This is a genomic window from Streptomyces sp. SID5785 (assembly GCF_009870065.1).
Classification (GTDB): domain Bacteria; phylum Actinomycetota; class Actinomycetes; order Streptomycetales; family Streptomycetaceae; genus Streptomyces.
In genome coordinates this window covers 1-14018 of record NZ_WWIA01000266.1, presented here as the reverse complement: position 1 = coordinate 14018, position 14018 = coordinate 1, and the positions used below count along the sequence as shown (strand labels likewise).

The following is a 14018-nucleotide window of genomic DNA, read 5'->3' as shown; positions in this document are numbered from 1 at the left end:
CGTGGCCACGTTCGCGAACTGGGTGGCCAAGACGGCGAACCTGCTCCAGGGCGACCTGGGCGTCGAGCCCGGCGACCGCGTCGCCGTCCTGCTGCCCGCGCACTGGCAGACCGCCGTCTGGCTGCTGGCCTGCGCCTCGGTCGGCGCCGTCGCGGACGTCGCCGGTGACCCGGCGGCCGCCGACGCCGTGGTCACCGGACCGGACACGCTGGACGCGGCCCGCGCCTGTTCCGGCGAGCGCGTCGCCCTCGCGCTGCGCCCGCTCGGCGGCCGGTTCCCGGAGACGCCGGAGGGTTTCCTGGACTACGCGGTGGAGGTGCCCTCGCAGGGCGACCGGTTCGCCCCGTTCGCGCCCGTCGACCCGGACGAGCCCGCTCTCGTCGTCGCGGGGGCCGAGTGGACGGGAGCGGAGGTCGTGGAGCGGGCCGTCACCGACGCCGGTCCGCTCGGTCTGACCGGACCGGGCTCCCGCCTCCTGTCCGGTCTCTCGTACGACACCTGGCAGGGCCTGAGCGCCGGGCTCCTCTCCCCTCTGGCCACGGGCGGCTCCGTCGTGCTGTGCCGGCACCTCGACCGGCTCGGCGAGGACGCGCTGGCCCGCCGGATCGACAGCGAGCGCGTCACGGCGACCGCGAAGTAGCCCCGGCCGACGCCCGGCCCGCCCCCCGACCGTCTCCACCCCACGGCGTTCACCCGACCAACCCCGACCACCCCGACCGCCTCCACCCCACGGCGTTCACCCCGCCGCCTCCACCCCGCGACGTTCACCCGTTCGGCCCCGCTCCCCCGGCCGCGCGGCGTGGCCGGGTCCATGGTCGTAGGGACGCCCTTTCCGTGGCCCGGGGCGTGACCGGGCCCGGGGCCCGCGTCGCCACGCCGCCAGGAGGGGGACCGCCCGTGACCGACCCCGCAGCCACGCCGCTCGGCCCGGGCTCCGGCTCGTCCCCGACCGGTGCCTGGCGCGTGCGGCGCCGCCGGCGGCGGTTGCGGTACGCGGCGTGCACCGTGGCGTTCCTGGTGCTCGCGGCGGGCGGTGCGGGCTGGATCGCGTACGAGAAGCTCGACGGGAACATCACCGAGGACACCGACGCGGCCGCCGAGCTCGCCAAGTACGAGAAGGAGCGGCCCACCGTCCTCGTCGACGGCGCGCAGAACATCCTGCTGATCGGGTCCGACTCGCGCGCGGGCAAGAACCGCAAGTACGGCCGCAACGACGGCACCCAGCGCTCGGACACGACGATCCTGCTGCACGTGGCCGCGGACCGGAAGAGCGCGGTCGCCGTCTCGTTCCCCCGCGACCTGATGGTGAACGTGCCCGCGTGCACGGGCCCGCACGGCAAGCGCATGGAGCCGATGTTCGCCATGTTCAACTACGCCTTCGAGGCGGGCGGCTCGGCCTGCACGATCCGGACCGTGGAGAAGCTGACGGGCATCCGCGTCGACCATCACATGGTGGTCGACTTCGAGGGTTTCAAGGACATGGTGAACGCGGTGGACGGCGTCCAGGTCTGCCTGGAGGAGCCGATCGACGACGCCGACGCCCATCTGAAGCTCCCCGCGGGCCGGCACACCCTCAACGGCGAGCAGGCTCTCGGTTACGTCCGCGCCCGCAAGAGCATCGGCAACGGCAGCGACACCGACCGCATGGACCGTCAGCAGCGTTTCCTCGGCGCGCTCGTCGCCAAGGTGCAGAGCAACGACGTCCTGCTGAACCCGGCGAAGCTCTACCCGGTCCTCGACGCCGCCACGTCCTCGCTGACCACCGACCCGGGCCTGGCGAGCCTGCGCGGCCTGTACGACCTCGTGCGCGGCATGCGGAACATCACGACCGACCGCATCCAGTTCCTGACCGTGCCCCGGGAGGCGTACGTCTACAACGCCAACCGCGACCAGCTCGTGCAGCCCGCCGCGAACCGGCTCTTCGACCGGCTGCGCGCCGACAAGCCGGTCGTCGTCACGAAGGAGACGCCCGCGGCGGCCCGTGGCGAGAACGAACCCTACGGATCCGGCACGTCGGACGGAACCGTCACCTATGGGGATGAAAGCGGTGAACAGGGCGCCGTGGGTGCACCCGTCGGCACCCGCGAGGTGGTCGGCGACCCGACGCCCGCTCCCACGTTCCGGGGCAATACGGCCGACCAGGACGCCTGCCGCTGAGGGCTCCCCGTACCCCTGCACACCCCCCTCAACCACCCCTGGGTAAAGCGGAAGTCATCAGCGGGCACACAGGTTCAAAGATATGCGCCGGAATGCCCAGTTGTAGGGGAGTGGAATTTGTCACCGTCGTCGCCCGGCGCTGAACTGGGCGGATAGTGTGAGCGATCCGGTGCACCCGGCCACGCTTCGGGCAAGGTCGTGCACTGCAGACCGACTTTGACCGGGCGCCCGCTTTTAAGGGGGGTGGGGCGCCGCGTGGCCCCGACGGAGGACACAGACAACCGTGGACGCGCAAGGCCGTGGGCGGGAGAACGGAATCGACCCCGCAGACCAGTGGGTCCTGAACCCGCAGACCGGTGATTACGAACTGCGACTGAATCCTTCCGCTGAGCAGTCGGGGGTGCCCGGTCCGCGCGGCGGAGCCACCGGCGGCGGCCGTCGGCGGCAGGGCGGTCAGCGGGAGCGGCGCGAGCCGCAGGAGCAGCCGGACCGGCCGGGCGGTGGACGCGACGTCCCCTCCCAGCGCAGGCGGCGCGATCCGCAGGCCCTGACGCCCGACACCGGGCGGCGCCGCTCGAAGCCGAAGAAGAAGTCGAAGGCCAAGAAGATCCTGCTGTGGACCTCGGGCTCGATGGCCTTCGTCGTCCTCGCGGGCGCCGGGGCGATGTACCTCTACCTCGAGCACCTCAACGGCAACATCACGACGCAGGACGTCGTCGGCGCGAAGAACGGCTTCAGCAAGGACGAGGCCTTCAACATCCTGGTCATCGGCACCGACAAGCGCACCGGCAAGGGCAACGAGGGCTACGGCGACGCCGGAAGCACCGGCCACGCCGACACCAACGTGCTGCTGCACGTCTCCAAGGACCGTTCGAACGCGACCGCGCTGAGCATCCCGCGCGACCTCATCGTGGACGTGCCGGACTGCCAGGTGAAGGGCGAGGACGGCGAGCTCAAGACCATCCCGGGCACGGACAACGACCGCTTCAACACCAGCCTGGGCGTGCAGGGCAGGGACGCGGGCTGCACGATGAAGACCATCAAGGAGATCACGGGCATCACCGTCGATCACTTCATGATGGCCGACTTCAACGCGGTCAAGACGCTGTCCAGCGCGGTCGGCGGCGTCGAGGTCTGTGTCGCCCACGCGGTGGACGACCCCAAGTCCCATCTCAAGCTCCCCAAGGGCAAGAGCGTCGTCGAGGGCGAGCAGGCGCTCGCCTTCGTCCGTACCCGCCACAGCTTCGGCAACGAGGGCGACCTGGACCGCATCAAGGTGCAGCAGCAGTTCCTCGGTTCGCTCGCCCGGAAGATGAGTTCGAGCGACACGCTGACCAGCCCGAGCAAGCTGACCGGTCTCGCCGAGGCCGCGACCAAGGCGCTCACCGTGGACAAGGGCATAGGAAGTCTGAACAAGCTCAAGGACGTCGCCCTGGAGCTGAAGAAGGTACCGCCGAAGAACCTCTCGTTCGCGACGGTCCCCGTGCTCGACAACCCGGCGGACGGCGTGGTCCACAAGACGGTGATCCTGAACGAGACGGCGGCGCCGCCGATCTTCGACGCCATCAAGGACGACGTCTCGCTGACGCAGACCAAGAAGCAGCAGAAGGAGAAGCAGAAGGCCGCGGACGCCGCGAAGCTCAAGGGCGAGAAGTCCGCCGCCTCCGACGTGCGCGTCGACATCTACAACGGCAGCGACACGATCGGCGCCGCGCAGTCCACGCTCACCTGGCTGCAGACCGAGGAGGGCGTGACCAAGTCCAGCCAGCTGGGCAACTCCCCGGCGAAGCAGACGAAGACGACGCTCGAGTACGCGCCCGACCAGGCCGACCAGGCCCGGCGGCTCGCCGACATCATGGACCTGCCCGGCTCGGCGCTGAAGCCCGGCAAGAGCAGGACCAACGACCAGGGGCTGCCCGCGATCGTGCTGACGCTCGGCGCCGACTTCCAGGGTCCCGGGGAGCCCTTCAGCAGTGCGCCGGACAAGGCGCCGGACGTGGACAAGACCACGGCCGACCAAGCCGAGTGCGCCAGCTGACCAACCTTGGTCGCCTCAAGGCTGTCTAAGCACTCGACGCACCAGTAAGCGAATCGGACAGCGGGGCGGCCGGGGGATGGCCGACGACGGGGAGGGCGGGCAGGGGTGGGGCGCAGCAGCATACGCGGGCGGACCGCGCAGGCGGATCCGGCGGACCGCACGGAACGCACGGAACACACGGGCCGGGGGGACCGTGGGGACGGCGCAGGCCAGGGGGGCGGCCGGCGCGGTCACCGGCGGGGGGCCGGGCGGCCGCGGCGGCGCCGCCGCCGGGTGCTGGGCTGGATCGCGGGGACGCTCGTCGTCCTGCTCATCGGCACGGCGGGCGCCGGTTACCTCTACTACCGGCATCTGAACGGCAACATCAAGAAGGGTGAGCGCAGCAGCGCCGAGACCGGCGTCACGAAGCGCAAGCCCAACGCGGCGGGCCAGACCCCGCTCAACATCCTGCTGATCGGCTCCGACAGCCGTTCCTCTGCGGAGAACGTGAAGCTCGGCGGCAGCAAGGACAACGCGGGCAATCCGCCGCTGGGGGACGTGCAGCTGCTCATCCACCTGTCGGCGGACCGCAAGAGCGCCGCCTTCGTGAGCATTCCGCGCGACACCCGCGTGGCCATCCCCCAGTGCACCGAGCCGGAGACCGGCAAGGTCTTCCCGGCGACCAACGCCATCATCAACGAGTCGCTGGCGCGCGGCGGCGCCGGCTGCACCCTGGCCACGTGGGAGAAGCTCACCGGGGTGTACATCGACCACTGGATGACGATCGACTTCGCCGGTGTGGTCGACATGGCGGACGCGGTCGGCGGGGTCGACGTCTGTGTGAAGCAGAACGTGTGGGACCGCCCGACCGCCGCGGTGTCCGGTGGTTCCGGCCTGAAGATGAAGGCCGGGACGCACTCGGTGAAGGGCAAGCAGGCGTTGCAGTGGCTGCGGACCCGGCACGCGTGGGGCAGTGACCAGATGCGGGCGCGCGCCCAGCACATGTACCTGAACTCGATGATCCGCAAGCTGAAGGACCAGAACGTCTTCACGGACGCCGGGCGGCTGCGCAACCTGGCGGAGACGGCCACGGACTCGCTGACGGTCTCCAAGGAGATCGGCACGGTGAAGAAGCTCTACGACATGGCGATGGAGCTCAAGTCGGTGCCGACCGACCGCGTCACGATGGCGACGATGCCGAACATCGAGGATCCGCAGGACAGGAACCACGTGCTGCCGGACGGCGCGGACGCGGAGCAGATGTGGCAGATGCTCCGTGACGACGTGCCCTTCGACAAGAACGGCAAGCCCGAGAAGGACGACAAGAACGGTGACGCGTCGCCGTCCCCGACGCCGACCCCGTCGTCCTCGCCGGACCGCATCGGCGTGACGGTGGTGAACGGCACGGGGTCCGACACCCAGGCGGCGGTTCCCGGGCGCGCGGAGACGATCGCCCAGGAACTGGCGGACAAGGGGTACACGCGCGCGGTGAAGGACACGTCGCCCGCCGCCGCCGAGGCCCGCACCGTGGTGCGGTACCCGAGCGCCGAGCTGAAGGGCGACGCCGTGCAGGTCGCCAAGTCGCTGGGGATTCCGGTGAGTTCGGTGCGCAGGTCCACCGACGCGTCCGGCGTCACGGTCGTCGTGGGAGCCGACTGGCGCTCGGGGACGGCCTATCCGAAGAAGGCGGCGCCGTCGCCCGGCAGCCTCCCGGAGAACTCCGACGCCATCAACGGCTCGGACAAGGACCAGTGCATGGACGTGTACGCGCCCTACCGCTGGTAGTCGCCGCCCCATCAGCGGAACCGTCCCCTCCGCGGGGGCGGTTCCGCTGTTTTGAGTCAACTGACGTCTTCTTTCGGTCGTCGACGACGATAAACGATCATTCGGTGGCAGGGGCATGTCACGATCCCCACGCCGTTCACAGAGGCTTCACAGGAACCCGTGCCGAGGTGGGCGGCTTCATCGCGTCTCGACACTAGAGGACTTCAACTGATGTTCAAGCACGTCAAGTTCAGGGCCACCCACTGGGTCACCACCGCCGCCATGGTCCTCGGTCTCGGCGTGGCGATCCCCGTCGCCACCGCCCCCGCGGCGTCCGCCGCCACGTCGTGCAGCGGCACCCTGATCGACCAGATCAACCACTACGACTACACCAAGAGCTCGCACCCGCACGTCGCCACGACGTACCTGTACTGGGACGGCACCTACAACTGTGCGAAGTCCGTCAAGGCGGGCTCCTACTACGGCGTCAGCTCCCGCATGAACCTGGACCTGTGGACCAAGGCCGGCGGACACGCCAACGACAGCGGCACCTTCCTCTACAGCGCGGGCCCGATCAAGGTCAACGGCAAGGGCACCTGCATCAACTTCGAGCTGGACATGTGGCGTCCCAACGGCGGCACGAACTTCCTGCAGGACCACGTCCCGTACTCGGGTTACTTCCACTGCGGCTGAGCCCCGCGGAACGAAGCGCCTGCTTCCTGACGGCTGTCGCGGTCCCACCGCGACAGCCGTCGCGCGTTACCGCCAATGGGGGACACCGGCGCGCGCCGCCCGGGTCGCTACCGCGGGCAGGAGATCGTATCGGCCTACGGTGCTCAGGATCCCACGCCCGCCGTCGCGGAGGTGTCCCCTCGTGCCCACGCCGCCCCGCTCGCCCGCCCGCCCGCAACGCCCGCCGCGGCCCGGGCAGGGCCACCGGCCGCCGGTCCGGCCGATGCGCAGGCGACGGCCACGGTGGTCCATGCGCGTGGCGACCACCCTCTCCGTCACCGTCCTCGCCGCGTCCGGCGTCGGCCACGCACTGGTCACGGGCCTCGACAACGGCATCGACCGCATCGACCCGTTCAAGGACATGAAGAACCGGCCGGCGGCCGGACACGGCACGAACGTCCTGCTGGTCGGCACCGACGGCCGCGACAAGATCACCCCGGCCGAGAAGAAGAAGTACCGGCTCGGCGGCGCCCCCTGCCACTGCACGGACACCGTCATGATCGTGCACATCTCCGCCGACCACGAGCGGGCCTCGGTCGTCTCCCTGCCCCGCGACTCCTACGCGGAGATGCCCGCGCACACCGACCGCACCACCGGCGAGAAGCACCACCCGCACCCGGTCAAGCTCAACGCCGCGTACGCGGAGGGCGGGCCGCAGCTGACCGTGCGCACCGTCGAGAACATGACGCACGTCAAGATCGACCACTATCTGGAGGTCGACTTCACCAGCTTCATGCGGACCGTCGACGTGCTCGGCGGCGTCGAGGTCTGCACGGCGAAGCCCCTGAAGGACTCCTACACCGGACTGGACCTCGCGGTCGGCTCCCACCGGCTCAACGGCGGGCAGGCCCTGCAGTACGTCCGCTCTCGGCACGCCGACAGCGCCAGCGACCTGGGCCGCATGCAGCGCCAGCAGCGCTTCCTGGCCTCCCTCATCTCGGCGACGACCTCGTCGGGCGTGCTGCTGAATCCGGTCAAGTTCCGCGACGTCTCCCGCACCCTGCTCAGCTCGGTCCGGGCCGACAAGGGGTTCGGGTCGGACCAGATGGTCGACCTCGCGCAGGCCATGCGGAACTTCTCGCCGTCCTCGTCGGAGTTCACGACGGTGCCGATCGGCGACATGAGCTACCCGGTCAAGGGCATCGGCTCCACCGTGAAGTGGGACCCGGTCAAGTCCCGCAAGCTGTTCCAGGCCCTGCGCGACGACAAGCCGCTCGCCTCGCACCGCAAGAAGAAGAAGGCGAAGGTCGTCGGGGTCTCCCCGCAGCAGATCCGGGTCCAGGTCGAGAACGGGACGAAGACGGCCGGGCTCGGCATGAAGGTCGACAAGGCCCTGAAGAAGACCGGTTTCCGCACGTCAGGGGCGCCCGTGAACGCGGACGACCGCGGGACGCAGCACACGCTCGTCCTGTACGACCCGCGCTGGGACCGCTCGGCGAAGTCCCTGGCGGCGGCGCTGCCGGGCGCGCGGCTGAAGTCGGTCGAGAACCAGGGCGCCACGCTCAAGGTCGTCGCCGGGTCGGACTACAAGGGGGTGACGCGGGTGCGGGCCGAGGACGCACACCAGGGAGAGTTCGGCGCGGTCACGGGCGACGAGGTGGTGTGCCCCTGACCGCGCCCGAGTGCCCGGCCCGCGGGTTCAGTCCCGTTCCGGCGCGGACGCGGCGCGCAGCTCCTTGATCGCCCGGCGGCGTGCCAGGCGGTGCTGGCGCCGGATCTGGGCCTCCTGGTAGCGGCGCCGGTCCCGGTCGGTCTCCGGCAGCACGGGCGGCACCGTCCGCGGCTTGCCGTCCGCGTCGACGGCCGCGAACACCAGGTACGCGGAGCCGACCTGCTGCGGCGGCGTCGACTCGTTCCACCGCTCGGCGAGAACCCGCACACCGACCTCCATGGAGGTCCGCCCGGTCCAGTTCACCTGCGCCTTCACATGGACGAGGTCGCCGACGCGGACCGGCGACAGGAACGCCATCTCGTCCATGGACGCCGTGACCGCGGGCCCGCCGGAGTGCCGCCCGGCCACCGCGCCCGCGGCGTCGTCCACCAATTTCATGATCACGCCGCCGTGCACCGTGCCCAGGAGGTTGGTGTCGTTGTGCGTCATGATGTGCGACAACGTCGTGCGGGATGCGGAGGTCGGCTTGCCCGGAATTTCAGATTCCGCGCCGTGGGCCTGGTCTGTCATGGCACCCACCCTATGCGCGGCCGGTTTGTGTCAGCTCTGCAACAGCCCTGGTGCTATTTACCGACCGCCCTTGTAAGGGCCGGGTCCCCGCACGGCACACTGGGCCGTATGAACGATTGGCCCGAGGGGTGGAGCGACAGGCAGGGTGGTGGCTCGCGCGGCGGCTACGGCCGAGGCAGCGCGAGCGCCCGCCCCGAAGGCGCGCGCACGATGCGGCATGTGCAGCGTCCCGTACCGCAGCAGCAGCCGCCGCCCGCGTACGACGACGGGTACGGCGACGAGCCGTCCTACGACAGCGGCTACAACACCGGACAGGTCTACGGCCAGCAGAGCCGCGCCGGGCACGGTGGCGGCGGTGACGACTACGGGCCGCCGACCGGCCGCCCGGCCCGCCGCCCCGCGAACTGGGGCAGACGCATCAAGTGGACCGTGATCACGGTCGTCGCCGTGGTCGCCGTGACCAGCATCGCCACGTACTTCTGGGCCGACTCCAAGCTGCACCGGGACGTCGACCTCTCCAAGGTCATCGACCGCCCGGAGGCCGGCGACGGCACCAACTACCTCATCGTCGGCACCGACAGCCGCGAGGGCATGAGCGACGAGCAGAAGAAGAAGCTGCACACCGGCTCCGCCGAGGGCAAGCGCACGGACACGATGATGATCCTGCACGTCGGCGGCAACGGCGACACCCTCGTCTCGCTGCCCCGCGACTCGAACGTCACGATCCCGTCCTTCAAGGGCGCCGAGTCCGGCAAGCTCTACCCGGGCACCGGCCGCCAGGTGAAGCTGAACGCCGCCTACGCGGAGGACGGCCCGGAGCTCCTGGTCCGCACCGTCGAGTCCAACACCGGCCTGCACATCGACCACTACGCGGAGATCGGCTTCGCCGGCTTCGCCAACATCGTGGACGCGGTGGGCGGCGTCGAGATGGACCTGAAGGAGGGCTTCAAGGACAAGTGGTCCGGCGCCGACTTCGAGAAGGGCAAGCAGACTCTCAACGGCCAGCAGGCCCTCGCCTTCGTCCGCACCCGGCACGCCTTCGCCGCCTCCGACCTGCAGCGCACCAAGAACCAGCAGGCGTTCCTCGCGGCCCTGGCCCACAAGGTCGCCTCCCCCACGACCGTCATGAACCCGTTCAAGCTCTACCCCACGATGGGCGCGGGCCTGGACTCGCTGGTCGTCGACAAGGACATGAGCCTGTGGGACCTCGGCTCGATGTTCATGGCCATGAAGTCCGTCTCCGGCGGCGACGGCACGTCGATGAACATGCCGACCAACGGCTCGACCGGCGGCAACCTCCTGTGGGACAAGGCCAAGGTCAAGCAGCTGGTCGACCAGTTCAACAACGACGAGAAGGTCACGGTCACCAGCGACTGACCGGGGTCACCCGTCCCCGTAGTCCTCGACGTACTGGGCGATGAGCTCGCGCAGGGCCGCCGCCCGGTGCGGATCCTCCGCCTGGGTGCGCAGCGCCTCGTCGGCCGCCCGGAGCCGGGCCACCGCGCCCGGCTCCCCGTCCACCAGATCGTCGACCACCTCCGGATCGGTGATCAGGTCCAGGCACTCGCTGAACATGTGCCGAGTGACGGCCGCGGGCGGCTTCGGGTCAGGGTCGCGGTACGACGTGGTCAGATACCGCACCGGGTCGGTGAGGCTCCAGCCCACGACCGCGCCGTGCTGCACGAGGAGCGCCAGGCCGGGGGCGATCCCGATGCGGGCTTCCACCGGTTCGTCGAGGACGCCGAGGTCCCGCAGGCAGGTCAGCACGGCGTCGCCGGGTGCACGGCACAGCACCGTGCAGATCTCGTGCCGGAAGGGCTTGACCTCGTCCGCCCGCAGTCCACCCGGGCGTACCGCGGGTGAAACGGGCAGGCGGGCCACGTCCTCGGCCGGGGCTGCCTCCTCCGGCACCTGGAGCTCGACCCCGGCAAGCCGTCGGCTGCCCGGGTCGAAGCGGAAGACGTCGGGCAGGTCCCACAGCCAGTCCTGGCTGCCGAACGTGTCCGCCAGGAACTTCTCCCGTTCCACTCGGTCCGCGTAGGGCGCGACGATCAGGGACATTGCGCGGAGCCGGGGCAGGAGATCGAGGGGTTCGTCCGTCACGGTCGCGTCCCAGCCGCCGTCGAACGTCAGCTTCTTCGTCATCGCTGCCTCAATGGAACACGGCAGCATCCATGTCTCGCGCTTCCCTTGCCCGGAAAGAGGAAGGGCGCCCGGTGTCCCGGACGCCCTTCCTCTGCTGTTCACGCCTGCGCTACGGCAGGTTGCGCGCCATGACGATGCGCTGGACCTGGTTCGTGCCTTCGTAGATCTGGGTAATCTTCGCGTCGCGCATCATGCGCTCGACCGGGTAGTCGCGCGTGTAGCCGTAGCCGCCGAGGAGCTGGACGGCGTCCGTCGTGACCTCCATGGCGGTGTCCGAGGCGAAGCACTTGGCGGCGGCGCCCAGGTAGGTCAGGTCGGCGTCGCCGCGCTCGGAGGCGGCGGCGGCCTGGTAGGTCAGGGCGCGGGCGGCGGAGATCTTCATCGCCATGTCCGCGAGCATGAACTGGATGCCCTGGAAGTCGGCGATCGGCTTGCCGAACTGCTTGCGCTCCTGGACGTAGCCCTTGGCGTAGTCGAGGGCGCCCTGGGCCACGCCGAGGGCCTGGGCGGCGATGGTGATGCGGGTGTGGTCGAGGGTCTTCATCGCCGTGGCGAAGCCGGTGCCCTCGGCGCCGATCATGCGGTCCGCGGGGATGCGGACGTTGTCGAAGTAGACCTCGCGGGTCGGGGAGCCCTTGATGCCGAGCTTCTTCTCCGGGGCGCCGAAGGAGACGCCCTCGTCGGACTTCTCGACGACGAACGCGGAGATGCCCTTCGAGCGCTTCTCGGGGTCGGTGACGGCCATGACCGTGTAGTACTCGGAGACGCCCGCGTTGGTGATCCAGCGCTTCACGCCGTTGAGCACCCAGAAGTCGCCGTCGCGGACCGCGCGGGTCTTCATGCCGGCGGCGTCCGAGCCCGCGTCCGGCTCGGAGAGGCAGTACGAGAACATCGCGTCGCCCTTGGCCAGCGGGCCCAGGTACTTCTTCTTCAGCTCCTCGGAGCCGGAGAGGATGACGGGGAGCGAGCCCAGCTTGTTCACGGCCGGGATCAGGGAGGACGAGACGCAGGCGCGGGCCACCTCCTCGATCACGATGACCGTGGCGAGCGCGTCGGCGCCGGCGCCGCCGTAGGCCTCGGGGACGTGGATGGCGGCGAGGTCGGAGGCGACGAGCGCGTCGAGGGCCTCCTGCGGGAAGCGGGCGTCCTCGTCGACCGCGGCGGCGTGCGGGGCGATCTTCGCCTCGGACAGCGCACGGACCGTCTCCCGGAGCATGTCGTGCTCCTCGGACGGGCGGTACAGGTCGAAATCAGCCGATCCGGCCAAGGTCTCTCACTCCAAGCGACGCTAATTACCGTTAAGTAACCCAAATCTTAGGCCTCGGCCCTCACGACGGATACGTGAGCTACGCGACAGCCTGGACCTGCCCCCTCCGGTCGTCTCTCATACCCCGACTATGCTCGGGCGCGCGTCGCGGCACCACCGCGGACGGCGACCCAGCACCGACACCCCTGGAGCCCCTCCTCATGCCCCTGAAGATCACCGTGATCGGCACCGGATACCTCGGCGCCACGCACGCCGCGGCCATGGCCGAGCTCGGCTTCGAGGTGCTGGGGCTCGACGTGGTCCCCGAGAAGATCGAGATGCTCACCCGGGGCGAGGTCCCGATGTACGAGCCCGGTCTCGAGGAGCTGCTGCGCCGGCACGTCGCCGGGATCGAGGGGTCGAGCGGTCGGCTGCGCTTCACGATGGACTTCGCGGAGGCGGCCGCCTTCGGCGACGTGCACTTCGTGTGCGTGAACACGCCGCAGAAGCACGGCGAGTACGCGTGCGACATGTCGTACGTCGACGCCGCGTTCGGCGCGCTCGCGCCGCACCTGAAGCCCGGCGCGCTCGTCGTCGGCAAGTCCACGGTGCCGGTCGGGTCCGCGGAGCGGCTCGAGCGGCTGCTCCCGGAGGGCACCGAGCTCGCGTGGAACCCGGAGTTCCTGCGGGAGGGCTTCGCCGTGAACGACACGCTGCACCCGGACCGGATCGTGGTCGGCGTGCGCAGCGAGCGGGCCGAGAAGCTGCTGCGGGACGTGTACGCGACGCCGGTCGCCGAGGGCACGCCGTTCGTCGTGACGGACTACCCGACCGCCGAGCTGGTGAAGACCTCGGCCAACTCGTTCCTGGCGACCAAGATCTCGTTCATCAACGCGATGGCGGAGGTGTGCGAGGCCGCCGGCGGTGACGTCGCGAAGCTCGCGGAGGCGATCGGCTATGACGACCGGATCGGGCACAAGTTCCTGCGGGCCGGGATCGGGTTCGGCGGCGGCTGTCTGCCGAAGGACATCCGGGCGTTCATGGCGCGCGCGGGCGAGCTGGGCGCGGACCAGGCGCTGACGTTCCTGCGCGAGATCGACTCGATCAACATGCGGCGGCGCGGCGCGATGGTCGAGATGGCGCGCGAGGCGCTCGGCGGCGGGCCGTTCCTGGGCAAGCGGGTCGCGGTGCTCGGTGCGGCGTTCAAGCCGGACTCGGACGACGTGCGGGACTCGCCCGCGCTGAACGTGGCGGGGCAGATCCAGCTCCAGGGCGGCCAGGTGACGGTCTACGACCCGAAGGGCATGGACAACGCCCGGCGGCTGTTCCCGACGCTGGGGTACGCGGAGTCGGCGCTGGAGGCGGTGCGGGGCGCGGACATCGTGCTGCACCTGACGGAGTGGCGCGAGTTCCGGGAGCTGGACCCGGCGGAGCTGGGCGCGGTCGCCTCGGCCCGGGTCCTGCTCGACGGGCGCAACGCGCTGGACCCGGTCCGCTGGCGCGAGGCCGGGTGGACGTACCGGGCGATGGGCCGGCCGGCCGCGTAGGGGCACCGCACGCGGGCCACTGAAGCCCCGGGTGCCGCGTGCGCGGCGCCCGGGGCTTCAGGGTCTGTCGAGGCGTCTCCCGCGGCCCTAGGGCCTGTCCGGCGGATCAGGTCGCGTCCGGGTGGCCCGGGCTGATCTGTGCTGGTGAGCGGGGTCTGGTGCGTCGAGATGCAAGGCGGAGGAGGGCGGCAATGCGGAGCATTGACAACCGACGACAACGCCGCAGGT

Annotated in this window: 11 protein-coding genes; 8 read left to right on the top strand and 3 right to left on the bottom strand. The window is 70.4% G+C overall.

From position 1 onward, the window contains the following. From GTW43_RS08460 to GTW43_RS08435, 6 genes are all read left to right on the top strand, one after another. Positions 1-640, top strand: a 640-nt coding sequence (locus GTW43_RS08460; protein ID WP_161301014.1) for a TIGR03089 family protein, incomplete at its 5' end; no start/stop codon positions are given. A gap of 257 nt (positions 641-897) precedes the next feature. Next, the gene (locus GTW43_RS08455) at positions 898-2157 is read left to right on the top strand and encodes an LCP family protein (RefSeq protein ID WP_161301013.1); all 1260 of its coding nucleotides are present in this window, start codon (positions 898-900) and stop codon (positions 2155-2157) included. A 283-nt stretch (positions 2158-2440) separates the two neighbouring features. Next, positions 2441-4195 carry an LCP family protein gene (locus GTW43_RS08450; RefSeq protein ID WP_161301012.1) on the top strand — a complete coding sequence of 585 codons (1755 nt, stop codon included), beginning with the start codon at positions 2441-2443 and terminating at the stop codon, positions 4193-4195. Positions 4196-4315: 120 nt separating this feature from the next. Beyond that, the gene (locus GTW43_RS08445) at positions 4316-5959 is read left to right on the top strand and encodes an LCP family protein (RefSeq protein WP_161301015.1); all 1644 of its coding nucleotides are present in this window, start codon (positions 4316-4318) and stop codon (positions 5957-5959) included. Between the two features lie 210 nt (positions 5960-6169). Next, a complete protein-coding gene (locus tag GTW43_RS08440; RefSeq protein WP_161301011.1) occupies positions 6170-6631 on the top strand; it encodes a hypothetical protein in 462 nt (153 codons plus the stop codon). A 289-nt stretch (positions 6632-6920) separates the two neighbouring features. Beyond that, positions 6921-8282, top strand: a complete 1362-nt coding sequence (locus GTW43_RS08435) for an LCP family protein (RefSeq protein ID WP_161301010.1) — start codon at positions 6921-6923, stop codon at positions 8280-8282. A 27-nt stretch (positions 8283-8309) separates the two neighbouring features. Here the strand turns inward: GTW43_RS08435 and GTW43_RS08430 are convergent, their stop codons facing one another. Beyond that, a complete protein-coding gene (locus GTW43_RS08430; RefSeq protein WP_161301009.1) occupies positions 8310-8852 on the bottom strand; it encodes an acyl-CoA thioesterase in 543 nt (180 codons plus the stop codon). Between the two features lie 108 nt (positions 8853-8960). On the opposite strand from GTW43_RS08430, the gene GTW43_RS08425 reads away from it, so the two are divergent. Continuing rightward, entirely contained in the window at positions 8961-10229 is a 1269-nt protein-coding gene (locus tag GTW43_RS08425; RefSeq protein ID WP_161301008.1) for an LCP family protein, read from the top strand. Positions 10230-10235: 6 nt separating this feature from the next. On the opposite strand, the gene GTW43_RS08420 is transcribed toward GTW43_RS08425, so the two are convergent. Together GTW43_RS08420 and GTW43_RS08415 are read right to left on the bottom strand one after the other, a co-directional pair. Continuing rightward, positions 10236-10997 carry a hypothetical protein gene (locus GTW43_RS08420; RefSeq protein WP_161301007.1) on the bottom strand — a complete coding sequence of 254 codons (762 nt, stop codon included), beginning with the start codon at positions 10995-10997 and terminating at the stop codon, positions 10236-10238. A 109-nt stretch (positions 10998-11106) separates the two neighbouring features. After that, a complete protein-coding gene (locus tag GTW43_RS08415) occupies positions 11107-12264 on the bottom strand; it encodes an acyl-CoA dehydrogenase family protein (protein WP_161301006.1) in 1158 nt (385 codons plus the stop codon). 200 nt (positions 12265-12464) lie between these two features. On the opposite strand from GTW43_RS08415, the gene GTW43_RS08410 reads away from it, so the two are divergent. Next, entirely contained in the window at positions 12465-13790 is a 1326-nt protein-coding gene (locus tag GTW43_RS08410) for a UDP-glucose/GDP-mannose dehydrogenase family protein (RefSeq protein ID WP_161301005.1), read from the top strand. The last annotated feature ends 228 nt before the right edge of the window (positions 13791-14018 follow it).

Coding starts and splice junctions, on each gene's coding strand:
- GTW43_RS08410 (WP_161301005.1), top strand. CDS start 12,465: ATGCCCCTGAAGATCACCGTGATCGGCACCGGATACCTCGGCGCCACG.
- GTW43_RS08435 (WP_161301010.1), top strand. CDS start 6,921: ATGCGCGTGGCGACCACCCTCTCCGTCACCGTCCTCGCCGCGTCCGGC.
- GTW43_RS08420 (WP_161301007.1), bottom strand. CDS start 10,997: ATGACGAAGAAGCTGACGTTCGACGGCGGCTGGGACGCGACCGTGACG.
- GTW43_RS08440 (WP_161301011.1), top strand. CDS start 6,170: ATGTTCAAGCACGTCAAGTTCAGGGCCACCCACTGGGTCACCACCGCC.
- GTW43_RS08430 (WP_161301009.1), bottom strand. CDS start 8,852: ATGACAGACCAGGCCCACGGCGCGGAATCTGAAATTCCGGGCAAGCCG.
- GTW43_RS08425 (WP_161301008.1), top strand. CDS start 8,961: ATGAACGATTGGCCCGAGGGGTGGAGCGACAGGCAGGGTGGTGGCTCG.